The sequence below is a fragment of the Rhodococcus sp. 21391 genome, assembly GCF_016772255.1.
Taxonomy (GTDB): domain Bacteria; phylum Actinomycetota; class Actinomycetes; order Mycobacteriales; family Mycobacteriaceae; genus Rhodococcus_F; species Rhodococcus_F opacus.
Map to the genome: position 1 here is coordinate 2,890,998 of NZ_CP063781.1, position 24,220 is coordinate 2,915,217.

Sequence of the window (24,220 nt, forward strand, 5' to 3'; positions counted from 1 at the left end):
GATGTCGAACACAAGAAGACGACGACGATTTCCGAATGGTGAGGCCAGAGCCAGTGGACGACAACTTGAGCTTCCTGGACGCGGGTTTTCTCGAGACGGAGGACTCCGACCCACACGCGAGCCTGACGATCGGTGCTCTCGCCATCATGGACGGCCCCGTTCCCGGGCAAGACGAATTTCGTGACACAGTCGCCGCACGTTTCGCGAAGCTCCCGCACGCCCGAGACAGGGTTCACACGGTCCCACTCGACTTCAGCCCACCCTCCTGGTCACCGGATCCGCATTTCGACCTCGGCCATCATCTGCGACGGGTCGCCGTCCCGGAACCAGGGGAGGAGGAGTCCCTGTTCGGTTTCGTCGCCCGAGTCATGGCACACCGACTCGACCGTGACCGCCCCTTGTGGGAATGCTGGGTCGTCGAAGGCCTCACCGACGACCGCTGGGCCATACTGACCAAGATTCATCACTGCATGGCGGACGGGATCACCGGAACCAAACTGTTCGAGGCCATGTGCGACGAAGTCGTGGCCGAAACGTCGGGGACCGCAGAGCCCGACACCGACGCCGAGCCGGTACCGGTACCGGTACCGACCGTCGGCACACGCCTCGAGAGCGTCGAGAGCCTGGTCCGCTCGACGATCGAATTCCTGTCCCCGGTGCGGCAACTCCGGCTCGTCTCGGCGGCACTGGCAATTCCACGTCGGCTGACGGCAGCCGGTATCGGCGTCGCAACCGGCCTCACCCACCTGCTGTCCGAGATACTGACCTCATCCACGGACACTTCGCTGATCGGACCGATCGGTCGCCAGCGCCGCTACTGCGCCGCGCGAGTCAGGATGCATGACGTTCGCGAAATCTGCGCCACGTACCAGGTCACCGTGAACGACGTCGCACTCGCGGCGATCACCACCGGACTACGGCAGCTGCTCCTGAAACGGGGCGAGCGTCCCGAACCCCACACGGTCCGCACGCTCGTCCCCGTGTCCGTCCGCTCCGCAACCGAGGAACATGCGATCCACAATCAGGTCTCGCTCATGCTGCCCTTTCTGCCAGTCGACATCGAAGACCCGGTCGAGCAGTTGGTCGCCGTCCACGAACGCCTCACGACGCACAAGGCGAGCAAGGAAGCGGAAGGGGGCAAGGCGTTCACCGCGGTGGCCCAGTACGGGCCGTTCATGCCCATGGCCTGGGCCGTTCGACTCGCCACCCGGTTTCCTCAGCACAGTGTCGTCGCCGTCGCAACCAACGTCCCCGGACCGAAGGCCACACGACACGTAATGGGCCGCACCATCCTCGAGATCCTTCCGTACGTGCCGATCGCGCTGCGGCTGCGGATCGGGATCGCGATCCTCAGCTACAGCGACCATCTCGCCTTCGGTCTCACCGGGGACTACGACACCACACCGGACCTCACCGACCTGTCCGACTCCATAGAACGTGGTGTCCTGATTCTCCTCGCCTCGTCGCGCGCGGCTGACGCAGCCTCAGAATGACGGCCGGCGACCGTCGCGAGCAACTCGGCTCGGGCGACTTGATCACGCTCGTCTCGGACGTCGGACCGGTACCCATGAACGTCGGCGCGATACTTTTCGTTGCCGGTGGAGGTGACGTGGATACGGCGACCGTCGAGGCCACGTTCGCACGGCGGCTCACCAGCATTCGGCGCCTGCAACAGCGCCTGGCCACGCCACGGCGGGGCCTGGGACGGCCGTACTGGGTCGACGACTCCGATTTCGACGTCCGCGCCCATGTGGCCCGAGTCCGGTGCCCGAGCCCGGGGGACCGTGACGCTGCGCTGGCAATCGCGGTGGACGCGGTGATCCGGCCGCTGCCCCGGTCACGACCATTGTGGCGGGCGGTCGTCGTCACCGGTCTCATCGACGATCGCACCGGTCTGGTGCTGGTGCTGCATCACGTCGTGGCCGACGGGATCGGTGGGCTCGCCGTGCTCGCGCGCCTGGTCGACGGCGCGGACGCGGCTGGGCCGGCCCACGATACCGCGGCACCGCCTCGGGGCCGGTTCGTCGACCGCGTTTCCGAACGGTGCCGCACGCTGCGCCGACTTCCGCACAGGGTTGCTCGTATACGAGGCGGCTGGGCCGAACTCGGTCGTGGGCGCGGCGGGTGGGCACCGCGGTGTTCCCTGAACGCTGCCACCGGCCCCCGTCGCAGGGTAATGACCGTCGACGTCGGTCTCGACGGTGTCCGGGCAGCGGGGCGGAGGTCGGGTGCCACCGTCAACGATGTTCTGTTGGTCGCCGTCACTGGGGCATTGGCCGAACTCCTACGTGAGCGGATGGAGTTTCCGCAGGAGCTGGTGGTGTCGGTGCCCGTCTCGGCCCGGAGTTCGGCAACGAGTGGGCACCTGGGGAACCAGGTCGGTGTAATGCCGGTACGTGTACCGCTGGTAGGAAGTTTCCAGGAACGGCTGACCACTGTTTCGGGCGTCACCCGCGTTCAGAAGATGCGAACCCGAGGTACGTCCTCCGCACTGATCGGACCACTTTTCCGGATCCTGGCCGCGCTGCGGTTGTTTCGGTGGTTCGTCGACCGTCAGCGACTCGTCAACTCGTTCCTGACGAATCTCCCGGGTCCCCCTGGGCAAGTCGTCATCGCCGGGGCACCGATCACAGGCATCACCCCGATCACCGTCACCGCGGGGAACGTCGGCGTCGCGTTCGCGGCACTATCCTATGCGGGCACGCTGACAGTAACGATCATCGTCGACCCCGACGTCGTACCCGAGGTCCGCGAGCTCGCCGCAGCTCTGCACGAACAATTCCGGGCCGCCATCGAGTGACGAGCTGGGCCGCGACTCAGAGAGACTCGGCCTCGTCCCGGATCAGGCGCAGTACCGGTCCACCCATCGCCTTGACGAACGGGCCCACCACCGTCCAATACCCGTGGAAACTTCGCCGTGCCTTGTCGTCCGTGCCGTGTACGCGCACCTCGGTGACTAGGACAGACGTGTGGGCGTCGTACGTGAGAACTGTGAAACCCCAAGCGCCGATGCCATATCCGGGAAGGGCGAACCGGCCGAAGTCTGCTGGCGACCACTCGACGCGGCCGTAGCCCTTCTCCCACCAGCGACCGATGAACCCGAGCACCATCGCGTGTCCCGGCTCCTCCGCGAGAAGATGGAACCCGCCGTCGGGTTCCAGCAGCTGGTCGAACCTGAATTCGGACCGACTCCGCTGGATATGGGCGCCCCGACGTCCGCGGACGGTGTCGATCGCAATTCGGGCCCGGTTCGGGAGCGCGACCGCCGGCGACCGGAAGAAGTCGACGCGGCGGATGGCGGCGAAGGTCGTCGGCGCAGACGCACGGACGACCTGCGTGCGCAGAATGCGTTGCTCATACCTCGGCAGCTGGGACTCGATCAGGCTTGATCCGAGGCTGGGGTCGTGCACGATACATCTCCTCCTGGGCGGCATCCCCGCGGTAGGGCTAGCGAACAATGAGGAGTGGGCAGACGACCGAATGCATCAACGCCCTGCTGGTCGACCCCAGCAGCATGCTGGAAAACCCTCCTCGCCCCCGGCTCCCCACCACGAGAAGCTGCGCATTCTCGGCCTGCTCACGCAGGTGCCGGGTGGGGCGATCCCTGACCACGATGGTGCGAACCTTCACATCCGGATAGTTCTCCGCACGACCGGCGAGATTCTCGGACAACAGGGCCGTTTCGTTGGCCGCATCCCGCGTCCACTCGGCTTCGCTGCCTCCGTCCAAGGAGAGTTCCAAGACGATGTCGGACCATGCGTGAACGGCGACGAGTTCCGATTGCCGTAGGGATGCTTCCTCGAAGGCCATCGAGATGGCCGGTTCACTGTGTTGTGATCCGTCGACACCCACGACAACCGGTCCGGAAATGTCGTTGATATTGCGATCAGGTTCACCGCGGATCACCGCGACCGGGCATGAGGCGTGGGTCGCCACCGCCGAACTGACCGATCCCAGGACGGCGCGCTCTACGATTCCCCGTCTGTTCGCACCCACAACGAGCATCGTGGCATCCGCCGAACGTTCAAGAAGTTCACCGGCCGGCGTCCCGGAGCAGACGGTGGTCTCGATCTCGATGTGGTGTTCGGGCACTGCGGCACGAGCGGTTTGCGCCGCGCGGTCCAACCTGTCCTTACCGTCGCGCTCCTCGTCCTGGAAGAAGCTGGCAGGCACACCGATCGGGACGCCGTACCTTCCGGGAACGAACATCGTCGTGACCAGTGACAGGGGCGAGCTGCGGAGCGCGGCCTCCCTCGCCGCCCATGCAACAGCCTGCAGCGACGATGGGGAGCCGTCGATCCCTACAACGATCGGGCGGTGGCCGGACATGATGCACTCCTACGGGTTCCTGGCGCCGAGTTTCTGCCTCGATCTTCATCGTTGCGGCCCACGGGTGATACCCGTAGGGGAGAAGGTCACCAGGCTGAGACCCTGGACCCCATTCCCTACGGCAAAGCCGCAGCGCCGCGGGTGACCAATGACTCTGTCACCGCAGACCGGCGGCGATGACACTGAGACGAGGCGCCCCGATCGTGTTTCTCGCGATCCGGTGTCACGCACTTCGGCCTGGGGAAGGTATGTGACCATGAGCGACGGCAACACCGGCGCCGCGGGCGGCGGAGCGATCTACGCGCTGGGCATCTTCGGAGCCTGGGTGTGGTTCTGGCAGCAGGCGGACGCATTCTGGGAGTATGTTCTCGCGATCATCCAAGGGTTGTTCTGGCCGGCGTGGATGGTCTACGACCTTTTCAAGGTCCTTGCAGGGTAGGCGCTTTCGGTGTCCCGCCTCCTCGCCGCAGGTTCGGACAGGGGGATCTAACTGACGAGCGCCGTGACGGCCGCGAAATAGATCATGATCGACAGCAGGTCCTGTACGACAGTCGCAAGTGGACCGGAGCCGAATGCCGGGTCCTTGCCGAGTCGCTGCAGGAGCCACGGCAACACCATGGCGACGATAGTGGCGATCGCACTCGCGGCGAGAACCGCTGCGGCCACCGCGACCGCGAGCATCGTGTCACCGGTCATCAGGCTGACGACCGGGAGCATCACGGCTCCGAGGAGCGCACCCACCGACAGACCGGTGAGCGCTTCGCGCCGCACGATACGTCGAATTCCCACTCCGACGGACAAGCCACGGATCGCCAGGGTCTCGGTCTGCGTCCCCACCGCGTCCGCGAGATAGACGATTCCGGGTATGAAATAGGCGACGGCCACGTTCGCTTCGAGAGTGACTTCGAACGCCGCCATGAACACGGCCGAGACCATGGCACCCAGCAATCCGACGAGGAGCCAAGGAACACGGTGCCACAGCCTGCGCCGCACGCTCTCCACGCTCGTCTCGCGGGTGGTCTTGACCGAATGGAGGAAGCCACCCAGGCGTGAGAGATCCTCCTCATGCTCCTGGAGCAGCACGGTGAGAAGTTGTTGTGGCGCTATCAGACCACGGAACCGACCGTCGTCATCGACCACGGCCAGCCCCGGCTCCCCGTGCTGAACCGCCTGCCACGCGGCCCGTTCCTGGTGGGTATCGGGTCGGACCGCGGGCGGATTCGGATCCATGACGTCGCGTAGCTCCGCACAGCCGGGGGCACCGAACATACGTTCGATCGGTGCGACACCCACGAGCCGGCCGGCGACCAGTACGGCGACGACCGAAGCGCAGTCATATCGCTTGGTGGCCATATCGCTCAGTACGGCCGTCACCGAGTCGCCCGGGGCGGCGGTCGGAACCCGCATGCAGGCGTGCCGGAGCGCAGTCCTGGGTTCGGGCTCATCGTCGAAGGCCAGCAATTCGGACACCGGCACACCCTTTCCGGACGTGTTGTGAATGCCCTTCGATCCTGGCACGGCAAGGGGGCGCGCGTTATCCGACACCGGCCACATTCCACATGAACCAAGCCACGGTCGTTACGTCACAGTGACGAAATAAGGAGGGTGGGCGGGAGGAGGGGACACCCGAAACCGAACATTCATTCGGAAGAGTCGACCACTCGGCGACGACGCCGAATTGGCTTTAGCGGTCCGGCGCCGCACATCCGGCGACGTGAATATTATTCAGCACGCCGACGGACGCATCGCGCCGCGACGGTTCGACGTCGACGCACCGAGCCGAATGGGTGACGAACGAGCGCCGGACGGACCCGGGCACCAGGCAGTCGCAGAACAGGCTGTCGGTATAGAGGCAGGCCGAATCCGGCCCTCTGACCTGCGGCGACAAAACGCCACTTTTTGCCGATAATCCACATTATGTCAACTAGTGGATCGCTGGGGCCGCCCCCGCAATATGCCGGGCCCATCCGGCCCGCCCATCCTCCGCCGCGCCGCGCCACCGGCGATCTCTGTGTCGAACGACGCGACGACCAGAACCGCTTGGACGGGAGAACATCCGGCCGAGCCGGCCGCGACATCCTCGTCGAGAATTCACCGGTTTCGCTCGCGAGGAACCTGACACGAAGACACGGGCGCGTGCTGCCACCGCCCTTTACCGGCGGCCGGGACGACATCGCGCTCAACACACCGCGGCTTCGTGCAGGCCGTATCCCGTCGCTTCTCCCCCGCGCCGATTGTCGGAATCGAGCCGATAGCCCTCGAGCAGGCACTGTTCCCTGAGCAGTCGCTTGTCGACCTGCCCCCCGGGTCGACTTGCCAGTTCGGTAGAAGTCCCCATGTGAAGTTGCGTAGCTGCCTTTGGGCTGCTCGTCGTCGCGATCAGGATCTGGGAGGTCTTGGGGCGCCACGTTGCAGTCCGTCGCCATCTCGGGGTCAGCCCGTTCAGGGTCGATCTCGAAGGGCTCGAGCAGCGTTTTCCGGCTTACCGTCGATGCTGAGCGACAGCGCATACCGAGAGCGTGCCACGGTGCCCAGCGGCCGAAGCCCGAGCGGTGTCGACAGCGGCCGGGTGACCAGGAGCGGCACCATCTGAGGATGGGCGAGCGCCAACCGGCGGAAGCCCCGCGCGACCTCCCGCAGCTGAGTTGCCCAGTCGACGTCGCCGATGTCGACCTCGAATTGTTCGAGGACACGCTCGGCGAGCGCGTCGAGGAGCGCCGCCTTGCTCGGAGCGTGACGGTACAGGGCCATCGGGTCGCGGCCCAACGCTTTGCCGAGGCGCCTCATCGACAGCCCGTCGATGCCACTGCGATCGACGATCCCGAGCGCACACGCGAGTACCCGCTGCCGGGTGATCGGATCACCGCCGGGGTCGCGCCCACGGCCGGGCCGGGTCGCGCGAGGAGCGGGCACATCGGCCATCACTACCCCCTTCCCTACGCCGTTTCACTGTAGCGCTAAGCCGTAGCTCTACGCTGTTGACGCGAGGGCGAATGCGGCGTTGACTAGGTAATACACCGTGGGCCACTGGAGGCCGTCATGATCATCATCTTCGGACTCGTCGTCCTTCTCGCCGCCGTGATCGTCGGACTCACCGGCGTGCTGAGCAACAGCGGCGACGGCCACGCCCTCACCGACGGGTTCGCCGTGTTCGGCTATCACGTCACCGGTTCCACCGGCACGCTGTTCCTCTACGGCATCGTTGTCGGCGCGGTAGGGCTCATCGGACTCGGCCTGCTCCTGGCCGGCGCCCGGCGCACCTCCCGGCGCGGCCGCATCGCCCGCCACGACCTGACAGAATCGCGCCGCGAAACAGCCGATGCGTACCAGGATCGGGACCGCCTCGCCGAACAGCGCAACATGGTCGCCGCGGACCCGGACACCGCCCACGCGTCACCGCACGGTGTCGATCGCGGTCGCCGGCCCGCCGGGGGACGCGACTGGCGGCACCCGTTCGGCCACCGAACAACTCAGGCCACCACCACCCATGACGTCGCACGCTGAGGACACCCCGGCACCGGGCCCCACAGACATCCGCCGCCGCAGCCGCGCCGTCCGATCACCCAAGAGAGAAGAAGCACCGCCATGAGCATCGCGAAGAAGCTTCGGCACAAGGCCGGCCGCCGAGGGCGCAACCAAGAAGACGGTCGGCAAGGCCCTCGGAAATGAACGCATGGAAGCCGAGGGGAGTGCAGAGCAGGCCAAGGGCAACGCCAAGCAAACCGGTGACAAGTTCAAGCAGAAGATCAGGCACCCCTTCAAACACTGACCCGCTCACACACCGTCCGATCCCCCAATCCCCCAGTCTCCATCCCGAAATCAGGTCGCCGTCATGATCATTCTCGGCATCATCCTCGCCATCATCGGCGCGGTGGCCGGCATCCCCGTCCTCTTGTACGTCGGTATCGCGCTCATCGTCATCGGCGTGGTCCTCGAGACCATGGGCATGACCGGCCACGCGGTTGCGGGCCGACGCCACTACTACTGACCCGGTCCGAAGCCGCACCGGACGTGCGCACCCCAGCGTTCCGGGACGGAGCTCGTCCGGAACCTGGAGGACGCCATGGCGATATCCGACATCAAGGAATACGCGCACCTCACCGACGCGGACGTCGAGGCGCTCAGCGACCAACTGACCAGCTACCCCCTGGAAGCCGATGGTGCGGCGGAGTACGCGGCCGTCCCGGATGCCGCGGCCCGGTTGGTGATCCACGGGCAGCAGGACCACGGTTCCACCGTTCGCGCCTTCGTCAGCCCAGTCGGTGCTCGGGCACCGGGACTACCCGGTGACACTCGCCTGCTTCCACGACGTCACCGAATTGCTGTGGAATGGTGTTCCCGCAACGGATTTTGGTTGACGTTCCAACATTTCCCTCGAACAGATCAGTGTTCGGGCAACGATCCGCTCAACCGAGCGCGACCGCCGATCGTCGATATTCGGCCTCTCGGTCATCCCAACGCCCGTGCTCCCCGGGGGTGCAGTGTTCCGGTGCCCAATCCGGTTCCCGGGGATCACCTCCCGGGGGTAGTTTGAGTGTATGGCTGCACGAGCAAGAACGGGCGGCCGGACACCCTCGCACCGAGGCGGCACAGTCGGCCACGGCACGATTGCCGGCGGCGACAACCCCACCGCGACCACCGCAACCAAGCCGGCGGCCCGGACATCCACGACGGCGAAAAGGTCCACGACGCCCATCACAACCGAGAATGGGCGGCTGCCGCGCAGGCGGCCGGCGGCGACGACATCGACTGCGGCCACCTCCCGGCGTAGTGGCCCGCGGCGGAGGGAACCGACACCGCGACCGAGGCGAACGGACGCCACCGGCGAATCATCCTCGGGCGCACCCCGTCGGCGGCGCGCCGACAGCGAGGCGCCCTCCGGGCGTGTGCCGGTGCGGGCCACCACCGCGAAGCCGGCAGCCCGCACGCATCCCCGAGGTGCGGGGTCCCGCACGGCCGCGCACCCGCGGTCCACCGCCCCGACTCGCACACGCCGACCGGACTCGTCAGCGAAGGACACCCACCGCGGCGGGCCCTCCGACACCACCCCGGGCCTGGTGTTGCGGTCGGTCGAGGCCGCCATCGAATGGCTGAAAACCCATATTCGCCAGCTACTGGAGACGGCGCGGGACCGTGGCGCCATGCTGACGGAAAAGATCAAGCAGAAGATCCAGGAGTGGATCGACACCCTCGTCGACGAGGTCGCGCACGGCGGGGTGGGCATGCAAGCCGGACTCGAAGGCGTTCGCGCCGCCCTGACGGGTAAGAATCCTGTGTGGGCCGCGATCAAAGGTCTGGTCTCCGGATTGAGCACCAAGGCCAAGATCGCCCTTATTCTCCTCCTGGTCCTCGGACTCCTCCTCGGGCCTGTGCTGCTCGTGGTCCTGCTGCTGGCCCTGCTTGTCATGGCGATCGTCGCCGCAGTGCGAGCAGCCGCCGCAGACTGACCTGATCGGCGGGTGGCAGGGCCGATTTCGCGAGCGGGCGGCACACGACGCTCCACAGAAAAAATTCATCGCGGCATTGCGCAACCATTGAACACCAGCGACCTTCCGTTGCTCGACGAACCCTCACGGAACCACCGCACAGTGCTTAATGCCTTGCGCAGCAATATCTTCGAGAGGTCCGTCCGCGTGAGGCCGTCTCGCTTCATCACGGTCGCTGCGGGAAAGGGCGGAAACATCGAATTTCTGCGCAACCGAGAAACGGGTGTCCGTGAAGTCGGCCCGAACAGTGTTTGTGCTGGTGATTGAGTGTTGCCGGGTTGGGGTAGTCCGACAATGCGTATCCCCTTCCGCGCACGGTCTTGCGGCACATCTCCGAAAACGGTCTTGCGACACATCTCCGAGGTTGGCGAGAGGTGCGTGGTGACTACTCGGCAAAAAGGGGTTCAATGATGAACAACAAGACTCAGATGGCGGCCGCGATCGGTGCGGGCTATCTGCTAGGCCGCACCCGCCGGATGAAGCTGGCACTGATGCTCGCCGGGGCCGGGACGACCGGGCGCTTTCGCGGCGGGCCGCGGGAGCTGCTCACACTCGGCACCAAGATGCTCGCGAATTCCCCGGAAGTCGCCAAACTCGGCGACACGGTCCGGGGAGAATTAGTCAGCGCGGCGAAGGCCGCAGCGGTCACCGCTGCCAGCCAGCGCATCGACTCGCTGAGCAACCGGCTCCAATCGGGCGGCCAGGAGATCACGGGCACCGTCAGCGATCTCCCGGACAACGTCAATGATGTCACCAAGGTGGGCACATTCGGCCGCAAGAAGCGGACTCGTTCGCGGGACGACGACGAGCAGCCCAGTACCGACGAACAGCCGGAGGACGACTCCCCCGGCGAGGAAGACGCGGCCGACGACTTCGAGGAGCAGGACGAAGACGAGGCAGCGGCCGACGAACAGCCGGCCCCACGTAAGCGGCCCACGCCGCGCCGCCGCGCGTCGAGCACCAGCAGCACCCGGCCCGCGAGCAGGTCGCGGACCGCGAAGTCAGATGAAGACGATGGTAACGAAGAGACTCCGGCCCGCAAAGGCAGGACACGGGCCAAGGCCACGACGGACTCCGCGCCCGTCCGACGGGCACGGAGGTGACGGCGATGACGAACGCCGCGAAGAAACTACAAGAGGCCGTACCGGGTGACGGGCACGGCGCGTCGAGCGTGCTGCAGGACTCGATACAGACGCTGCTCGGCACGGTCGCCGAGAAGGCACTGTCGTCGGTCTCGGACAAGGTGTCGAACACCTCCGGTCGGCTCACCGACTACGCCGAGAGCGGCGGCGAAGGAGGGCTGCTCGCCGCGCTCACCGGTTCCGAGAAAACGGATGACGACGAGTCGCCGGACAAGTCCGACACCGGCGGTGGCTGGTGGGAGGGCGCCAAGCAGATGGTCAAGGACAAGGCCTCCGACGTCAAGGACGCCGTCACCGGCGGGGGCGGTGGCGGTAGCGGAAAAGGCAAGAAGCTGAAATTGACCAACATCGTCGAAACGATCGACGTCGGAGTCCCGGTTCAGCTGGCCTACAACCAGTGGACCCAATTCGCCGACTTCCCGTCGTTCATGAAGAAGGTCGAACGGGTCGAACAGGAATCGGACGAAAAGCTCGAATGGAAGGCACAGATCTTCCTGTCGCACCGAACCTGGGAAGCGACGATCCTCGAGCAGGTTCCCGACGAGCGGATCGTGTGGCGTTCGAAGGGCGCCAAAGGTTTCATCGACGGGGCGGTGACGTTCCACGAGGTGACCCCCGATCTCACCCGCATCGTTCTCATCCTCGAGTATCACCCGAAGGGACTGTTCGAGAAGACGGGAAACCTCTGGCGTGCACAGGGACGACGAGCACGGCTGGAATTGAAGCACTTTGCACGCCATGTCATGACACAGACAATCCTCCATCCCGACGACGTCGAGGGCTGGCGCGGAGAAATCCGGGACGGTCAGGTAGTCGAGCGGGAGGAGGACGAGGCGCAGCCGGAGGAATCGGAAGAGCGCGAGGAAAGCGACGAGGACGAGGAGCCCGAGGCAGACGAGGACGAGTACGAGGAGCCGGAGGAAACAGACGAGGCCGAGGAAGAGGAACCCGAGGCTGAAGAGGACGAGGGCGAGGAAGCGGTCGACGAGGAGCCTGAGGAGGAGGAGGAGCCCGAGGCTGAGGAAGACGAGGGCGAGGAAGCGGTCGACGAGGAGGCCGAGGAGGACGAGGCGCCCCCGCCGAAACGCCGCGGCCGACCACGCAAGACCGCGGCCGCGAGTGAACCGCCGGCACCGGCACGCCGCGGCCGACCACGCAAGACCGCCGCCGCGAGTGAACCGCCGGCACCGGCACGCCGCGGCCGACCACGCAAGACCGCCGCCACAAAGTCCGCCGCCTCGAAGCGCGGAGCCCGCCGATGACCACCGGCGGACCCAGCTCGAGCAGCCTCGCCGACGTCATCGACACCATCCTCGACAAGGGCCTGGTCATCGACGCCTACGTGCGGGTCTCGCTGGTCGGCATCGAACTGCTGACCATCGACGCCCGCATCGTCGTCGCCAGCGTCGACACGTATCTGCGGTTCGCGGAGGCGGTGAACCGGCTCGAGATCGGCAGCGAACCCAAGGGCCTGACCGATCTGGTGGGGTCCGTGACCGAAGGTGGTGCCAAGTCGAAGACCAAGGGCGCGCTCGAGGCCGCCGGCGACAAACTCGGTGACCTCCTCGGCGGCGGACAAGAGGAGCCCGAGCGCGTGTCGCGCAAATCCAGCAGAGGGGACAAGTGATGTCCACGTCGAAGCAGGCCGATGCGTCGGACCAGGCCACCGATGCGCCCGAACAGCCGCGCACCACCGGCGTCTACGTCTACGGCATCGTGCCCGCGGACGTGGAGACCGAAGACGACGCGGTCGGCGTCGACGATTCCCAGGTGAGCACCGTCAGACACGGTGACATCGCGGCGCTGGTGAGTGAAATATCGGTGGACCGGCCGCTCGGCAAACCCGCGGACCTTCAGGCCCACGCACACCTGCTGGACGGCGCCGCGCGGGTGGCGCCGGTACTGCCCCTGCGGTTCGGGGCGGTGCTGACCGACACCGACGCGGTGAAGGACGAACTGCTCACCGCGCACGCCGACGAGTTCGCCGCCGCGATGGAGCAACTCGAAGGTAAGGCCCAATACGTGGTGAAGGCCCGCTACGTCGAACACGCCATCCTGTGGGAAGTGATCGGCGAGAACGAGCGGGCCAGCGCACTGCGGGACACGATCCGCGACCAGCCGGAGGCCACCACCCGCGACGCCCGGATGGCCCTCGGCGAGATCGTGGCCAACGCGATCGTCGCGAAGCGGGAGGAAGATACGGCCACCGTGGTCGAGGCACTCGACTCGCTGGCCGACGCGGTCAACGTCCGCGAACCCACCCACGAGGAGGACGCCGCCCAGGTGGCCGTCCTGGTCGAGGTCGCCCGGCAGGACGAGCTCGAGCAGGCGGTGGGCGCGTTGGCGCAGCGGTGGGACGGCCGGGTCGAGATGCGGCTGCTCGGCCCGCTCGCCGCCTACGACTTCGTGGTGTCCCCGACACCGGAGGGCTGAGGCGATGGGACTGCTCTCGTTCATCGTCACCCTGCCACTCGCGCCGGTGCGCGGGGTGATCTCGCTGGCCGAGTTGATTCAGCGGCAGGTCGAGGAGGAACTCCACAATCCCGCCAGCGCCCGCCGCGCGCTCGAGGAGTTGGACGACGCCCGCGAGCGGGGTGAGATCTCCGCCGAGGAGGAAGAGCAGGCGCAGCAGGCCATCCTGGACCGAATGACCGGAACGGGACCGGGACCGGGACCGACGGCCACTCCGGAGAGGGAGTGAAAAGGTCATGGCGCGGGAGCTGCCACCGCCCCTGCCGGCGCAGGACATCGCCGCGCTCGCGCTGCGGGACATCACCCAGCTGACGGGCAAGAAACCGTTGGGTGCGACGTCGGTGATGCCGACCGACGACGGATGGACCGTGGAAGTGGAAGTGGTCGAGGATCGGCGCATCCCGTCCACGACGGACATGCTCGCCCTGTACGAGGTGGTGTTGGATCTGGACGGAGAGTTGTTGTCCTACCGCAGAACCCGCCGCTACAGCCGCGGTGCCGGATACAGCGTGGGCGGGCAGTCATGACCCTGTCCGGCGGCAACTCCGGACGCCTCCCGCAGAGTCCCGCCGGGGGGCTGGGCGGCGGCGGACACCAGTCGACGAATCTCGGGGAAATCCTCGAGCGGGTACTCGACAAGGGCCTGGTGATCGCCGGGGACATCCAAGTCAACCTCCTCGACATCGAACTGCTGACCATCAAGGTGCGGCTGGTCATCGCCTCGCTGGAAACCGCGAAGGAGGTCGGGATCAACTGGTGGGAGAACGATCCATGGCTGACCGGCAAGAGCAGCGACCTCGAGCTCGAGAATCGAAAACTGAAGGAGCGCATTGCCGCACTCGAGTCCGACCGGTCGGTGCGTCCCCAGATGGAGGCGGGTACGCCAATCGAGGTGGAGGGCAGGCGACGAGACGACGATGACCGAGAGTGACGGGGTGTGGCCGGACGGCATCACCTCCGAGAGGGCAACGACACCGAACATCAGGGTGTGACACTGGAGATGACCGGACCGTGGCCCCCGTACGCCTTCGCGGGGATCGATCAGGCGAACCCGTGAGCGACATGGTTCCCGCGGTCCCCCGCGGACGACACTCGCCGCATCGCCTTGGTCGACCTGCTCGACCGGTGCTCGGTGGCGGGGTCGTCATCACCGGCGAGATCACGCTGTCGCTGGCCGACGTGGAGATGGTGCGGATCTCGCTGCGCAACAAGCACGCCGCCGACCACACCGCTACCGTTGATGGTGTTGCCGCGCCCATCGCGCGGTGGCCCGGTACCCCGCCGGAACCGAACCCCCCGGCGGGGTCAAGGAAGCCCCGCAACACACCAGCACCAGCACACCCCGGCGTACCAGTCCCCCAGCCGCCCGCGAGCACGCCGCCGTGACCGATCATGACTGGCAGGACGCAATAGTCGCCCACCAGAATGCCCGGGAAGCACGGCTCAGCGACCAGACCTTGCCCCGGCGATCCGAGACACTCCGAAGACCCGAGAGTCTGCAAACCGATCCGCACGCGAACTCGTGACTGAACCAGCCCGTCACTACGAGCCGATAACCCTTGAGCAGCAACGCTACTCGCAGTTTCCGGTCTCGTTGACGGTGCCAGCGACGGAGTCTTCCCTACACCGCCACTGACACCGAACGGTCACCATAACAGATAGTCGAACTCATGTTCGATCAGTGTGAAGGACTGTCGCTACCTCCGTCGCACCGCGCGAACCCGGGCCGGAGCGCATATGCTTCCGGTCCCCCGTCGTCACACACGGAGCGGAGCGCACCTTGACCATCACGATCTACAGCAGACCAGCCTGCGTGCAATGCACCGCCACCTACCGTGCCTTGGACAACGAGGGGCTCGATTACACAATCGTCGACATCACGCGAGACTCCGACGCCCACGACTCGACCGCATCAAAGCGCTCGCCGCAGCCTGACAGGTCCGGGCCTCGGCGCCCTGACACGACGCAGCGCCCACGGGGAGATCCTCAGCGGCCCGAGGAGTGCTCGGTCCCCGGCGCTCGATGTCGTGGACGCACGTGCTCGAAGATCAGGATGGTCTCGGTCGAGGCGACCGCAGGATGCGCGCTGAGGTGGTCGAGGACGAAGCGCCTCAACTCCTCGCTGCTCGCGGTGGCGACGTGGATGAGGTAGTCGTCGGCACCGGCGATGAAGTACACGTTCAGCACCTCGTCGACGGTGGCGAGTTGCTCGGCGAGCTGCCCGAGATGCTGTCTTGCGTTGGCTTGCACTCGAACTGCGATCATTGCCTGCAGGTCCCTGCCGAGGGTGGCGGGATCGATGTCGGCATGGAAGCCGCGGATCACTCCGCGGTCGATCAGGGACCGCACGCGGCCCAGGCAGGTCGAGGGGGCGATGCCCGCGAGGGCGGCGAGGGCGTTGTTCGGGGTACGTGCGTCCCGCGAGAGTTGATCGAGGAGTATCCGGTCGATGTCATCGATCGGCGCCCCCGCCCGAACATCGTTCGATACAGAGCCTTCCGAATACGGCTTGCTCGGAACATTCTTCTTCATCGGCTCAGTCTAAAGAATTTTGTTCCCTTACCTTGGATTCTCTGCGCCGCTTGTTCACTATTGATGCCTATTGGTCGAATTTCTGGTCGCAAGCGAACACACCCCCCCCCGTCTCCCCGACACCGAGATCGTCGCCCCTGAGCGTGATCGGAAAGGCTCACCATGAGCAACCACCAGCCGCCGCCCGCGCGTCACCGCGTCGTCGTCATCGGATCTGGCTTCGGCGGGTTGTTCGCGACCAAAGCCCTCCGCCGCGCGGACGTGGACATCACGGTGATCGACCGCACCACCCACCACCTGTTCCAACCGCTCCTGTATCAGGTTGCCACCGGCATCCTCTCCGAAGGCGAGATCGCCCCGTCGACGCGGATGATCCTCAAGGACCAGGCCAACGCCGCCGTCCGACTCGGCGACGTCACCACCATCGACCTCACCGAACGTACGGTGACGTCCGAACATCTCGGACAGACCACTGTGACCGGGTACGACAGCCTCATCGTCTCCGCCGGCGCTCAGCAGTCCTATTTCGGCAACGACCACTTCGCCGAACACGCACCCGGCATGAAAACGATCGACGACGCCCTCGAACTCCGTGGCCGGATCCTCGGCGCGTTCGAGCAGGCAGAGGTCACCACCGACCCGCAGGAGCGGGCACGCCTGCTCACCTTCGTCGTGGTCGGCGCCGGTCCCACCGGCGTCGAGATGGCCGGCCAGATCGCCGAGCTCGCACACCGCACGCTCGTCGGGGCGTACTCCAACTTCGATCCGCGGGATGCACGGATCGTCCTGCTCGACGCAGCCTCGGCGGTACTGCCGCCGTTCGGAGACAACCTCGGTTCCGAGGCGGCGGAAACCCTCGAAAAGCTGGGTGTGGAGGTGCGGCTGGGTGCGTCGGTGACCGACGTCGACGCCGGCGGACTGACCGTTCGCGATGCCGACGGCACCGAGCACCGCATCGAGTCCGTCTGCAAGGTCTGGTCCGCGGGAGTGGCAGCGAGTCCCCTCGGTCGCCGGCTCGCCGAACAGTCCGGTGCCGACATCGACCGTGCCGGTCGCGTCGCCGTCGACGAAGACCTCACCCTGCCGGGCAATCCGAACGTGTTCGTTGTCGGCGACATGATGTCGCGCGATCGTCTTCCCGGCGTCGCCCAGGTCGCGATCCAAGGGGGCCGCTACGCCGCGAAACAGATCGCCGCCGAGGTCACCGCTGCGGCGAAGGGGCGCCCGGCACCGGAACGGACCCCTTTCCGGTACCGCGACAAAGGCTCGATGGCAACGATTTGCCGATTCAACGCGGTCGCCGAGATCGGCGGCCTCGAGGTGACCGGTTTCCTCGCGTGGATCATGTGGCTGGCCGTGCACGTCGTCTATGTCGTCGGCTTCCGCAGCCGCCTCGCCACCTTGCTCTCGTGGGCCTGGACCTTCCTCGGCACCTGGCGCGGTCAACTGACCAACACCCACCAGCAGATCACCGCCCGCAACGCGATCGCGCAGCTGCACTACCTCGAACGCCGCATCGAGGACACGGAAGCCGACGTCGCGCGAGCGAGCTGACGCACCACTGACCGAGGCCTTGTCTTCCCGAATCCCCATGCGACGAAGCTCAACCACGCGGATCCAGGCACTGTCCGCCCAACCCCCGGCCGGGCGCGGCCATGTTGTCCGACAGATGTGTGCATCGAGGCGCGATCACGCCGAGCGCGATTGCGACCGGAGGACCACTTTGGAAACCTCGAAAGAATGGGCGTCGACCGACCAGCATCCATGATGTTGGCGAACGCCTGCGAGCTGTATCGAGACGCAGGCTTCATCGGGCAGCCGGCCGCCGCTGTCACCAGCCTGGCCTTCGTAGTTGCCGGCCTCGCGGTCGTCGCACGTCGTCCGCACGGCGCACCGACCGTCACCTACGGTCTGCTCGTCGTCGCAGTGGGCGCCGGGTCGCTCGTTGCGCACGGACCCAACCCGCCGTGGCAGGCGTACGCACACGACATCCCGATCGCGACACTGCTCACCTACATCGCCGTCGACGCCGCCTCCGACCGGATCGGCCGTCGACTGTCGCCGGTGTGGTGGTTCGTCGTCCCGGTCGTGATGATTCCTGCCGTGGCGGCCGGCCCGACGGTATCCACGATCGTGCAGGCAATGCTCGCCGCGGTCGCCGTGGGATTCGGTCTGGAACGCGCCCGCATCCGTCCGCAACTGCGGCGCGCGACCATCGTCGCGGGGCTGCTTCTCGCGTCCGGCGCTCTACTCGGTACCATCGGCGACCGGACGTCGATCTGCCAGCCGAGCAGTGTCCTGCAGGGGCACGCGCTGTGGCATGTTCTCGCCGCCGCAGGATTGTGGCGGCTCGCGCCCACGATCGGGCGGGCCCGAGGTTGGACGCCGAAGTGATCAGTTCAGTGCGACGGCCCAATCGGATCAGATGACACCCGTTCGTGCGGCAGTCCCGTTCTTGCGCTGGTTGGCATTGAACCGCGCCTTCTTCTGACGATTCCCGCACGTGTTCATGTCACACCACTTGCGGGTGCGACTTTGACTGGTATCGAAGAAGGCGGCCTGGCAGGTTGGCGATGCGCACAGGGCCATTTTCCCGTCCCGTTCGCCTGCGATGATGCTGATCGCGTCGGCGGCGATCACGCTCAGGGCGTCTTCTACGCAGGTAGCCGAGCTCAGTCGCCATTGACGATTGCCCTCGGGCGTCAGGATCGCCGCGGCCCGACCCCGAATGCTGCAGTCATTGATGGTGTGGATGGCAGACGCAGGGAGAGCGTCCTGGGTCGCGGTCGCTGTCGCGGCGGCGTGAATCGATTCCCTCAGTTCCCGAGCGAGTTCGAGCTGGGCGGTGGTGCAGGACTCCACGGTCAGGCCGTTCACTGCCAGCCAGTCGACGAGTCGCTGCGGCGTCGGAATGCGCTCCACGGCGTCGCCACGACGCTCCGTCAGAGTCGCCGTGAAGCTGGTTGCCAGCACGTTTCCGAGACGAAAGTCAGGGAATCGAGCGCGCATGGAACCACCTTAGCAGGTTGCATGCCGGCTCCCGGGCATGCTAGAACCGTCTTAGCCGGTTCACGATAGGTCGTTGCCGGTTCCGCGATGGCCAGGAGGTCTCATGCCCCGTCCAACCAGCGGCGTGCAAGCATTTGAAGCCCACGCAACTGACGCCGACCTCGATGATCTGCGCGCGCGATTAGCCGCGGCGCGGCTACCGGAGGCCGAGACGGTCTATCGCGCCGCGCCCAACCCTCGCCGATGGGAACAGGGCGTTCCTCTCGCCGACCTCGTCGATGTCGTGAACTACTGGCGCACCGGGTACGACTGGCGGTCGTTCGAAGAGCGCCTCAACCGTATCGGCCAGTTCCGCACGACAATTGATGATCTGGGAATCCACTTCCTGCACCGCCGATCCGCGCGCGCAGATGCCACTCCTCTGATCGTGACGCACGGCTGGCCAAGCAGCATTGCCGAGTTCATCGATGTAGTAGACGAGCTGGCAGATCCGAAAGATGCAGACGCGCCGGCGTTCCACGTCGTGGTGCCGTCGTTACCAGGCTTTGGTTACAGCGACAAGCCGGCCACCACCGGATGGGGAACCGAAAAGATCACGGCCGCATGGGTGGAACTGATGGGAAGGCTCGGCTACAGCAGGTTCGCAGCCCAAGGCGGCGACTGGGGAGGCAATATCACCACCGTCCTCGGCGGCAGGTTCCCGGCGCACGTTCTCGGCATCCACACAACGTTCGCGGAGGCACCGCCCGGCTTGACAACGGACGGGCTGACGGCGGTCGAGCGCAAATGGACCGAGGAAACCCGTGATTTCTGGCGCCACCGCGCGGCGTACGCGAAGCAGCAGGCGACCCGCCCGCAGACCATCGGCTACTCGCTCGTCGACTCACCGGTCGGGCTTCTTGCCTGGATTCTCGACAAGTTCGCCGAGTGGACAGATACCGAAGACAGCCCGTTCGAGGCGATTTCGAGAGACCGCGTTCTTGACAACGTCACCCTGTATTGGCTGACGCGGACCGGCGCATCGTCGGCCCGCATTTACTACGAAAGTCACAACTCGCTCGACCCCGAACTTCGGGTCGACGTCCCCTCAGCAATCACAATGTATCCCCGCGACATCGAGAAGTGTCCGCGCCCCTGGGCGCAGGCGCGGTACCGGCACATCGTCCGATGGAGGTCGCCCGAATCCGGGGGACATTTCCCGTCGCTGGAGGTTCCCGAGTATTTCGTCAAGGATCTACGAGAAGGCCTCGCGGCAGTGCTGGCCGCTGATCGGTGAACGCGGCTGGCTGCGGGGACTCGGATCACGAGCACCTGCGGACTGGTTTGCGGAGGCCCTGCCAGTGGTCATCTCCCCCGCCGCTGGCAGGGCCCCTCACCGCCGGACTGCGGCATCTCACGGCGTTGCGTGGGCGCCACACCCTTGTGGTTTCGGCGAGCCGAACATTATGATTCGACCGTGAAAACAACGGGCTTCAAGGTGGGTGTGCGACGGCGGTCGGCGACGGCTGCCGCAGCACTGACAGCTCTTGCCACAGCGCTGATGCTGTCCGGGTGCGGGACGAGCGACGGGCCGGCAGACGACAAACCGGTGGTGTTGACGACGTTCACCGTTCTCGCCGATATCGCCGCGAACGTCGGCGGTGAACACGTGACGGTCGAATCGATCACCAAGGCGGGCGCCGAAATCCATGGATACGAGCCCACCCCGGGCGATATCAAGAAGGCAGCCCAGGCCGACCTGATTCTCGACAACGGGATGAACCTGGAGGCGTGGTTCGCCCAGTTCGTCGACGGTGTGGACGTCGAGCACGTGGTCGTCAGCGACGGCGTCGAGCCGATCGCCATCGGCGAGGACGCCTACGCGGGCAAACCGAATCCGCACGCCTGGATGTCACCACTGAACGTGCAGATCTACGTCGACAACATGGTCGCCGCGTTCAGCGAACTCGATTCCGCGCATGCGGCCGACTATCGCATCAACGGCAACGCCTACAAGGCGCAGTTGCAGAAGGTGCAGGACGAATTGGTGGCCGAGCTGGGTGCGCTGCCGGTCAACGAACGGGCGCTGGTCACGTGCGAGGGAGCGTTCTCGTACCTGGCCCGGGACGCGGGGCTGACCGAGAAGTACATCTGGCCGGTCAACGCCGAACAGCAGGCCACGCCCCAGCAGATCGCTTCGACGATCGAGTTCGTCAAGGACAATCGGGTTCCGGCGGTGTTCTGCGAATCCACGGTGTCGGATGCGCCGATGCAACGCGTCGTCGAAGCGACGGGCGCCGCGTTCGGTGGCACTCTGTACGTCGACTCGCTGTCCGAGGCGGACGGGCCCGTGCCGACGTACCTGGATCTGATCCGGCACGACGCCGACACCCTCACCGCCGCACTGAACGGGCAGCAATCATGACCACCCAGCCGGCCGTCGAGGTACAGGACGTCACCGTCCACTACGGCGATGTCCTTGCGCTCGAACAGGTCTCGCTCGCCCTGCAGCCCGGACGCGTCTGCGGCCTCGTCGGCATGAACGGTTCCGGAAAGTCCACCCTGTTCAAGACGATCATGGGCACCGTCAAACCCGACTCCGGAACGGTCCGGATCAACGGCACGGCGCCGGCCGCGGCCCGCAAGACCGGTGTGCTGGGTTACGTTCCGCAGAGCGAGGACGTGGACTGGACGTTCCCGCTCTCGGTGCGTGACGTGGTGATGACCGGCCGGTACGGACACATGGGCCTGACCCGGCGGCCCGGCAGAGCTGACCGCGAGGCCGTCGACCACGCCCTCGAACGCGTCGAACTCACGGAACTGGCGGACCGGCAGATCGGGCAACTGTCCGGAGGCCAGAAGAAACGCACCTTCGTCGCCCGCGGAATCGCGCAGGGCGCCACCATCCTTCTCCTCGACGAACCGTTCGCCGGGGTCGACAAACGCTCCGAAGCCACCATCACCGCGCTGCTGCGTGAACTCGCCGCAGCGGGCGCGGCGATCCTGGTCTCCACCCATGACCTGCACGCGCTGCCCACCCTGGCCGACGAGGCGATCCTGCTGATGCGCACCGTTCTCATGCACGGCGACCCGACGGTCGTGCTGCAACCGGAGAACCTGGCGGCCGCCTTCGGCCTCGATGTCATGACAAGGACCTGAGAATCAATGGACGTCATCGACTTCTTCGTCGACCCGCTGCGCTACGACTTCATGGTCCGCGCACTGATCACCACCCTGATCGCCGCCGTGGTCTGCGCGGTGCTGTCGTGCTGGCTGGTTCTGATCGGCTGGTCACTGATGGGTGATGCGGTCTCACACGCCGTCCTGCCCGGCGTCGTCCTCGCCTACATCGTCGGCGCCCCGTTCGCGATCGGCGCGGTGATCTTCGGATTCCTGGCCGTGGCACTGATCGGGGTGGTCCGCGACACCAGCCGCGTCAAGGAGGACGCCGCGATCGGCATCGTCTTCTCCACCCTGTTCGCGCTCGGACTGGTGCTGGTCTCGGTCACCCCGAGCCAAACCGATCTCAACCACATCATTTTCGGCAACCTGCTGGGCGTGAGCCGCTCCGACCTCGTCCAGATCGCCGTACTCGGGGCCTTCGTGTTCATCGCACTGATCGTCAAGCGGCGCGACTTCACGCTGTACGCCTTCGACCCCACCCATGCCCACGCCATCGGCCTGAACCCGCGCCTACTCGGGGCGGCGCTCCTGGGGCTGCTGGCCCTGACAGCGGTGGTGGCCCTGCAGGCCGTCGGCGTCATCCTGGTCGTCGCAATGCTGATCATTCCCGGGGCAACCGCGTACCTACTGACGGATAGCTTCCACCGCATGCTGGTCATCGCCCCGGCGATCTCGGCGGCCTGTGCCGTCATCGGCCTGTACCTGAGCTATCACCTCGATACCGCCAGCGGCGGCATGGTGGTGCTGTCCCAGGGCGCGGCATTCGCGCTGGTCTACCTGTTCGCACCCCAGCACGGAATCATCGGTCGCCGAATCACCGCCTCCCGGCGACGCCGGACACCACGTGACGAACACAGGAATACCGAGATTCACGAGGAACGTGATTGGGCGCCGGAACCGAAGTCGTAGTCGATGGCGGCAGCAGCAGGTCTGGATCGGCGGCGGAAGCCTCGGACCGCACACCGCGCAATTCGTCCCCCCGCCCCATGACCGGGTTCCCGAACTGATCGACGACTTGATCGTCTTCGCCAACCGCGTCGATGTGCCCGTGATCGCGCAGATAGCGGTCGCGCACGCGCAGTTCGAAACCATCCACCCGTTCCTGGACGGCAACGGGCGTGTCGGACGCGCCCTGATCCAGGCGATGCTGCGCGGCGGACAGCTCACCCGCAGCGTTGCCGTTCCGGTGTCCGCGGGCCTCCTACACGACACCGCAGAGTATTGCGACGCGCTCGGCGAGTACCGGTCCGGGAACGTCGAGCCGATCGTCCGGTCGATCGCAGAGGCATCGTTCGGTGCGGTCGCCAACGGCTGCACCCTCGACGCGCAGATCGCGATCGACCGCCTGGTCGACGCCGGGATACTCGCCCAGACCACCGACGGGCGACGGAACCGGATCTGGCAGGCCGAGGACGTGGTCCAGATGCTGGACGAGTTCGCCGCCCGCGCCAAACGCCGCCGACACTGACTGCTCCGATCCCCGGCGGGTGCCGTCGAATGATCCGCCGGCGGAAACTGACGTGTCGCCCGCCGCCGTTTATACGCCCACCCGGCGGGTATCAATACCGTGACGTCCGGAGTGAGACCGCCGAGAACGAAGGTTCCGCTGATGACACTCGTGCCCCGGGCCGCGGTCACGCTGATCGCCGCAGGCCCCCTCGCCCTGTTCCTGGCCGCTCCCGCCGCCGCGGACCCGCCCGATGTGACCCTCACCGCCGCCGTGGCCGGGAGTACCGTCACGACGACGATCACGAACGACACCGGTGCCGACGTAGTGTGCGGCTTCGGCGGACTGCATGCGGCGGACGACATCGTGAACCCCGAATCCGTGGCGGTGTTCCACGAATCGAATGTGGTGATCGGGCCGGGACCGCGGGACTTCGTGTTCGACGCGGTGCCCGACGGCGACTACCTGATCCACTGGATCTGCAGTGAGAACGCGGGCCCCGGCGACGAGGTGTGGGGTTCGGCGCCGCTCCCGGAGACCGCGTACGCGAAGCCGGCGACGGCGGACCCTCTCCCCGTCACTGTGCGCACGGAGACGTGTTTCGGCTCGGTGTGCCTGCCACCGGGGCTGGGTTTCTGACC

The 24,220-nt window shown here is 66.3% G+C and carries 26 protein-coding genes and 5 pseudogenes; 24 read left to right on the forward strand and 7 right to left on the reverse strand.

The features are described from left to right. The first annotated feature begins 53 nt into the window (after nucleotides 1–53). Both GO592_RS13540 and GO592_RS13545 read left to right on the forward strand, forming a co-directional pair. Nucleotides 54–1,493 (forward strand): wax ester/triacylglycerol synthase family O-acyltransferase, encoded by a 1,440-nt coding sequence (locus tag GO592_RS13540; RefSeq protein WP_007298847.1) that lies wholly within the window; start codon nucleotides 54–56, stop codon nucleotides 1,491–1,493. Continuing rightward, nucleotides 1,490–2,800 carry a wax ester/triacylglycerol synthase domain-containing protein gene (locus GO592_RS13545; protein ID WP_007298846.1) on the forward strand — a complete coding sequence of 437 codons (1,311 nt, stop codon included), beginning with the start codon at nucleotides 1,490–1,492 and terminating at the stop codon, nucleotides 2,798–2,800. Before GO592_RS13540 ends, GO592_RS13545 begins: the two co-directional genes overlap by 4 nt. Before the next feature lie 16 nt (nucleotides 2,801–2,816). On the opposite strand, the gene GO592_RS13550 is transcribed toward GO592_RS13545, so the two are convergent. Together GO592_RS13550 and GO592_RS13555 are read right to left on the reverse strand one after the other, a co-directional pair. Beyond that, complete coding sequence (locus GO592_RS13550; RefSeq protein ID WP_007298845.1) at nucleotides 2,817–3,410, reverse strand: hypothetical protein; 594 nt, start codon at nucleotides 3,408–3,410, stop codon at nucleotides 2,817–2,819. Between the two features lie 37 nt (nucleotides 3,411–3,447). Then, on the reverse strand, nucleotides 3,448–4,329 hold the full coding sequence (locus GO592_RS13555) for a universal stress protein (RefSeq protein WP_007298844.1): 882 nt from the start codon (nucleotides 4,327–4,329) through the stop codon (nucleotides 3,448–3,450). 256 nt (nucleotides 4,330–4,585) lie between these two features. Between GO592_RS13555 and GO592_RS13560 the strand changes: the two genes are divergently transcribed. After that, the gene (locus GO592_RS13560) at nucleotides 4,586–4,768 is read left to right on the forward strand and encodes a hypothetical protein (RefSeq protein WP_007298843.1); all 183 of its coding nucleotides are present in this window, start codon (nucleotides 4,586–4,588) and stop codon (nucleotides 4,766–4,768) included. A 47-nt stretch (nucleotides 4,769–4,815) separates the two neighbouring features. On the opposite strand, the gene GO592_RS13565 is transcribed toward GO592_RS13560, so the two are convergent. From GO592_RS13565 to GO592_RS13575, 3 genes and pseudogenes are all read right to left on the reverse strand, one after another. Beyond that, a complete protein-coding gene (locus GO592_RS13565; RefSeq protein WP_007298842.1) occupies nucleotides 4,816–5,883 on the reverse strand; it encodes a magnesium transporter in 1,068 nt (355 codons plus the stop codon). Nucleotides 5,884–6,508: 625 nt separating this feature from the next. Beyond that, nucleotides 6,509–6,667: a hypothetical protein gene (locus GO592_RS13570; RefSeq protein ID WP_157234281.1), complete on the reverse strand. Its 159-nt coding sequence runs from the start codon at nucleotides 6,665–6,667 to the stop codon at nucleotides 6,509–6,511. Between the two features lie 185 nt (nucleotides 6,668–6,852). Beyond that, nucleotides 6,853–7,251, reverse strand: a pseudogene (locus GO592_RS13575) (TetR/AcrR family transcriptional regulator); the annotation flags it as partial. A gap of 117 nt (nucleotides 7,252–7,368) precedes the next feature. Here GO592_RS13575 and GO592_RS13580 point away from each other — a divergent pair. From GO592_RS13580 to GO592_RS13640, 13 genes and pseudogenes are all read left to right on the forward strand, one after another. Next, a complete protein-coding gene (locus GO592_RS13580; RefSeq protein ID WP_007298839.1) occupies nucleotides 7,369–7,833 on the forward strand; it encodes a hypothetical protein in 465 nt (154 codons plus the stop codon). Between the two features lie 81 nt (nucleotides 7,834–7,914). After that, a pseudogene (locus tag GO592_RS13585) lies at nucleotides 7,915–8,098 on the forward strand (CsbD family protein). Nucleotides 8,099–8,161: 63 nt separating this feature from the next. Then, nucleotides 8,162–8,317, forward strand: a complete 156-nt coding sequence (locus GO592_RS13590; protein ID WP_007298838.1) for a DUF6131 family protein — start codon at nucleotides 8,162–8,164, stop codon at nucleotides 8,315–8,317. A 904-nt stretch (nucleotides 8,318–9,221) separates the two neighbouring features. Continuing rightward, nucleotides 9,222–9,776 carry a hypothetical protein gene (locus GO592_RS13595; RefSeq protein ID WP_237720502.1) on the forward strand — a complete coding sequence of 185 codons (555 nt, stop codon included), beginning with the start codon at nucleotides 9,222–9,224 and terminating at the stop codon, nucleotides 9,774–9,776. Between the two features lie 449 nt (nucleotides 9,777–10,225). Continuing rightward, nucleotides 10,226–10,918: a hypothetical protein gene (locus tag GO592_RS13600; RefSeq protein WP_039952070.1), complete on the forward strand. Its 693-nt coding sequence runs from the start codon at nucleotides 10,226–10,228 to the stop codon at nucleotides 10,916–10,918. A gap of 5 nt (nucleotides 10,919–10,923) precedes the next feature. Further along, nucleotides 10,924–12,219 carry an SRPBCC family protein gene (locus GO592_RS13605; protein WP_202715184.1) on the forward strand — a complete coding sequence of 432 codons (1,296 nt, stop codon included), beginning with the start codon at nucleotides 10,924–10,926 and terminating at the stop codon, nucleotides 12,217–12,219. Then, on the forward strand, nucleotides 12,216–12,584 hold the full coding sequence (gene gvpJ / locus GO592_RS13610) for a gas vesicle protein GvpJ (protein WP_007300718.1): 369 nt from the start codon (nucleotides 12,216–12,218) through the stop codon (nucleotides 12,582–12,584). The genes GO592_RS13605 and gvpJ overlap by 4 nt, the downstream gene beginning before the upstream one ends. Continuing rightward, nucleotides 12,584–13,390 (forward strand): GvpL/GvpF family gas vesicle protein, encoded by an 807-nt coding sequence (locus GO592_RS13615; protein WP_007300717.1) that lies wholly within the window; start codon nucleotides 12,584–12,586, stop codon nucleotides 13,388–13,390. Before gvpJ ends, GO592_RS13615 begins: the two co-directional genes overlap by 1 nt. A gap of 4 nt (nucleotides 13,391–13,394) precedes the next feature. Continuing rightward, nucleotides 13,395–13,658 carry a gas vesicle protein GvpG gene (locus GO592_RS13620; RefSeq protein ID WP_007300716.1) on the forward strand — a complete coding sequence of 88 codons (264 nt, stop codon included), beginning with the start codon at nucleotides 13,395–13,397 and terminating at the stop codon, nucleotides 13,656–13,658. A 7-nt stretch (nucleotides 13,659–13,665) separates the two neighbouring features. Continuing rightward, nucleotides 13,666–13,956, forward strand: coding sequence for a gas vesicle protein GvpO (gene gvpO / locus GO592_RS13625; RefSeq protein ID WP_007300715.1), 291 nt, complete (start codon nucleotides 13,666–13,668; stop codon nucleotides 13,954–13,956). After that, a complete protein-coding gene (locus tag GO592_RS13630) occupies nucleotides 13,953–14,360 on the forward strand; it encodes a gas vesicle protein (RefSeq protein ID WP_007300714.1) in 408 nt (135 codons plus the stop codon). Before gvpO ends, GO592_RS13630 begins: the two co-directional genes overlap by 4 nt. Nucleotides 14,361–14,528: 168 nt before the next feature. Beyond that, nucleotides 14,529–14,677, forward strand: a pseudogene (locus tag GO592_RS13635) (gas vesicle protein); the annotation flags it as partial. Between the two features lie 532 nt (nucleotides 14,678–15,209). Further along, a pseudogene (locus GO592_RS13640) lies at nucleotides 15,210–15,332 on the forward strand (NrdH-redoxin); the annotation flags it as partial. A gap of 83 nt (nucleotides 15,333–15,415) precedes the next feature. Here the strand turns inward: GO592_RS13640 and GO592_RS13645 are convergent. Beyond that, complete coding sequence (locus GO592_RS13645) at nucleotides 15,416–15,961, reverse strand: Lrp/AsnC family transcriptional regulator (RefSeq protein ID WP_007300712.1); 546 nt, start codon at nucleotides 15,959–15,961, stop codon at nucleotides 15,416–15,418. A gap of 162 nt (nucleotides 15,962–16,123) precedes the next feature. Here GO592_RS13645 and GO592_RS13650 point away from each other — a divergent pair, with 162 nt between their 5' ends. Together GO592_RS13650 and GO592_RS13655 are read left to right on the forward strand one after the other, a co-directional pair. Further along, entirely contained in the window at nucleotides 16,124–17,515 is a 1,392-nt protein-coding gene (locus GO592_RS13650; protein WP_007300711.1) for an NAD(P)/FAD-dependent oxidoreductase, read from the forward strand. Nucleotides 17,516–17,725: 210 nt separating this feature from the next. Continuing rightward, the gene (locus GO592_RS13655; RefSeq protein ID WP_039952848.1) at nucleotides 17,726–18,355 is read left to right on the forward strand and encodes a hypothetical protein; all 630 of its coding nucleotides are present in this window, start codon (nucleotides 17,726–17,728) and stop codon (nucleotides 18,353–18,355) included. Nucleotides 18,356–18,382: 27 nt separating this feature from the next. Here GO592_RS13655 and GO592_RS13660 read toward each other — a convergent pair whose 3' ends face one another. After that, the gene (locus GO592_RS13660; protein WP_007300709.1) at nucleotides 18,383–18,970 is read right to left on the reverse strand and encodes a CGNR zinc finger domain-containing protein; all 588 of its coding nucleotides are present in this window, start codon (nucleotides 18,968–18,970) and stop codon (nucleotides 18,383–18,385) included. A gap of 103 nt (nucleotides 18,971–19,073) precedes the next feature. Between GO592_RS13660 and GO592_RS13665 the strand changes: the two genes are divergently transcribed. The 6 genes and pseudogenes from GO592_RS13665 (at nucleotide 19,074) to GO592_RS13690 (ending at nucleotide 24,218) form a co-directional block, all read left to right on the forward strand. Then, entirely contained in the window at nucleotides 19,074–20,246 is a 1,173-nt protein-coding gene (locus GO592_RS13665; RefSeq protein WP_007300708.1) for an epoxide hydrolase family protein, read from the forward strand. A gap of 201 nt (nucleotides 20,247–20,447) precedes the next feature. Continuing rightward, nucleotides 20,448–21,374 carry a metal ABC transporter substrate-binding protein gene (locus GO592_RS13670; RefSeq protein ID WP_172652268.1) on the forward strand — a complete coding sequence of 309 codons (927 nt, stop codon included), beginning with the start codon at nucleotides 20,448–20,450 and terminating at the stop codon, nucleotides 21,372–21,374. Further along, nucleotides 21,371–22,108 carry a metal ABC transporter ATP-binding protein gene (locus GO592_RS13675; RefSeq protein WP_005255114.1) on the forward strand — a complete coding sequence of 246 codons (738 nt, stop codon included), beginning with the start codon at nucleotides 21,371–21,373 and terminating at the stop codon, nucleotides 22,106–22,108. Before GO592_RS13670 ends, GO592_RS13675 begins: the two co-directional genes overlap by 4 nt. A gap of 6 nt (nucleotides 22,109–22,114) precedes the next feature. Beyond that, nucleotides 22,115–23,041 (forward strand): metal ABC transporter permease, encoded by a 927-nt coding sequence (locus GO592_RS13680; protein WP_005255112.1) that lies wholly within the window; start codon nucleotides 22,115–22,117, stop codon nucleotides 23,039–23,041. Between the two features lies 1 nt (nucleotide 23,042). Beyond that, nucleotides 23,043–23,600 (forward strand): annotated as a pseudogene (locus GO592_RS13685) (Fic family protein); the annotation flags it as partial. A 141-nt stretch (nucleotides 23,601–23,741) separates the two neighbouring features. Continuing rightward, nucleotides 23,742–24,218, forward strand: a complete 477-nt coding sequence (locus GO592_RS13690) for a hypothetical protein (protein WP_007300705.1) — start codon at nucleotides 23,742–23,744, stop codon at nucleotides 24,216–24,218. Nucleotides 24,219–24,220 lie beyond the last annotated feature (2 nt).

Coding starts and splice junctions, on each gene's coding strand:
- GO592_RS13545 (WP_007298846.1), top strand. CDS start 1,490: ATGACGGCCGGCGACCGTCGCGAGCAACTCGGCTCGGGCGACTTGATC.
- GO592_RS13555 (WP_007298844.1), bottom strand. CDS start 4,329: ATGTCCGGCCACCGCCCGATCGTTGTAGGGATCGACGGCTCCCCATCG.
- GO592_RS13560 (WP_007298843.1), top strand. CDS start 4,586: ATGAGCGACGGCAACACCGGCGCCGCGGGCGGCGGAGCGATCTACGCG.
- GO592_RS13565 (WP_007298842.1), bottom strand. CDS start 5,883: ATGTGGCCGGTGTCGGATAACGCGCGCCCCCTTGCCGTGCCAGGATCG.
- GO592_RS13570 (WP_157234281.1), bottom strand. CDS start 6,667: ATGGGGACTTCTACCGAACTGGCAAGTCGACCCGGGGGGCAGGTCGAC.
- GO592_RS13580 (WP_007298839.1), top strand. CDS start 7,369: ATGATCATCATCTTCGGACTCGTCGTCCTTCTCGCCGCCGTGATCGTC.
- GO592_RS13590 (WP_007298838.1), top strand. CDS start 8,162: ATGATCATTCTCGGCATCATCCTCGCCATCATCGGCGCGGTGGCCGGC.
- GO592_RS13600 (WP_039952070.1), top strand. CDS start 10,226: ATGAACAACAAGACTCAGATGGCGGCCGCGATCGGTGCGGGCTATCTG.
- GO592_RS13605 (WP_202715184.1), top strand. CDS start 10,924: ATGACGAACGCCGCGAAGAAACTACAAGAGGCCGTACCGGGTGACGGG.
- gvpJ (WP_007300718.1), top strand. CDS start 12,216: ATGACCACCGGCGGACCCAGCTCGAGCAGCCTCGCCGACGTCATCGAC.
- GO592_RS13615 (WP_007300717.1), top strand. CDS start 12,584: ATGTCCACGTCGAAGCAGGCCGATGCGTCGGACCAGGCCACCGATGCG.
- GO592_RS13620 (WP_007300716.1), top strand. CDS start 13,395: ATGGGACTGCTCTCGTTCATCGTCACCCTGCCACTCGCGCCGGTGCGC.
- gvpO (WP_007300715.1), top strand. CDS start 13,666: ATGGCGCGGGAGCTGCCACCGCCCCTGCCGGCGCAGGACATCGCCGCG.
- GO592_RS13630 (WP_007300714.1), top strand. CDS start 13,953: ATGACCCTGTCCGGCGGCAACTCCGGACGCCTCCCGCAGAGTCCCGCC.
- GO592_RS13645 (WP_007300712.1), bottom strand. CDS start 15,961: ATGAAGAAGAATGTTCCGAGCAAGCCGTATTCGGAAGGCTCTGTATCG.
- GO592_RS13650 (WP_007300711.1), top strand. CDS start 16,124: ATGAGCAACCACCAGCCGCCGCCCGCGCGTCACCGCGTCGTCGTCATC.
- GO592_RS13655 (WP_039952848.1), top strand. CDS start 17,726: ATGATGTTGGCGAACGCCTGCGAGCTGTATCGAGACGCAGGCTTCATC.
- GO592_RS13660 (WP_007300709.1), bottom strand. CDS start 18,970: ATGCGCGCTCGATTCCCTGACTTTCGTCTCGGAAACGTGCTGGCAACC.
- GO592_RS13665 (WP_007300708.1), top strand. CDS start 19,074: ATGCCCCGTCCAACCAGCGGCGTGCAAGCATTTGAAGCCCACGCAACT.
- GO592_RS13675 (WP_005255114.1), top strand. CDS start 21,371: ATGACCACCCAGCCGGCCGTCGAGGTACAGGACGTCACCGTCCACTAC.
- GO592_RS13680 (WP_005255112.1), top strand. CDS start 22,115: ATGGACGTCATCGACTTCTTCGTCGACCCGCTGCGCTACGACTTCATG.
- GO592_RS13690 (WP_007300705.1), top strand. CDS start 23,742: ATGACACTCGTGCCCCGGGCCGCGGTCACGCTGATCGCCGCAGGCCCC.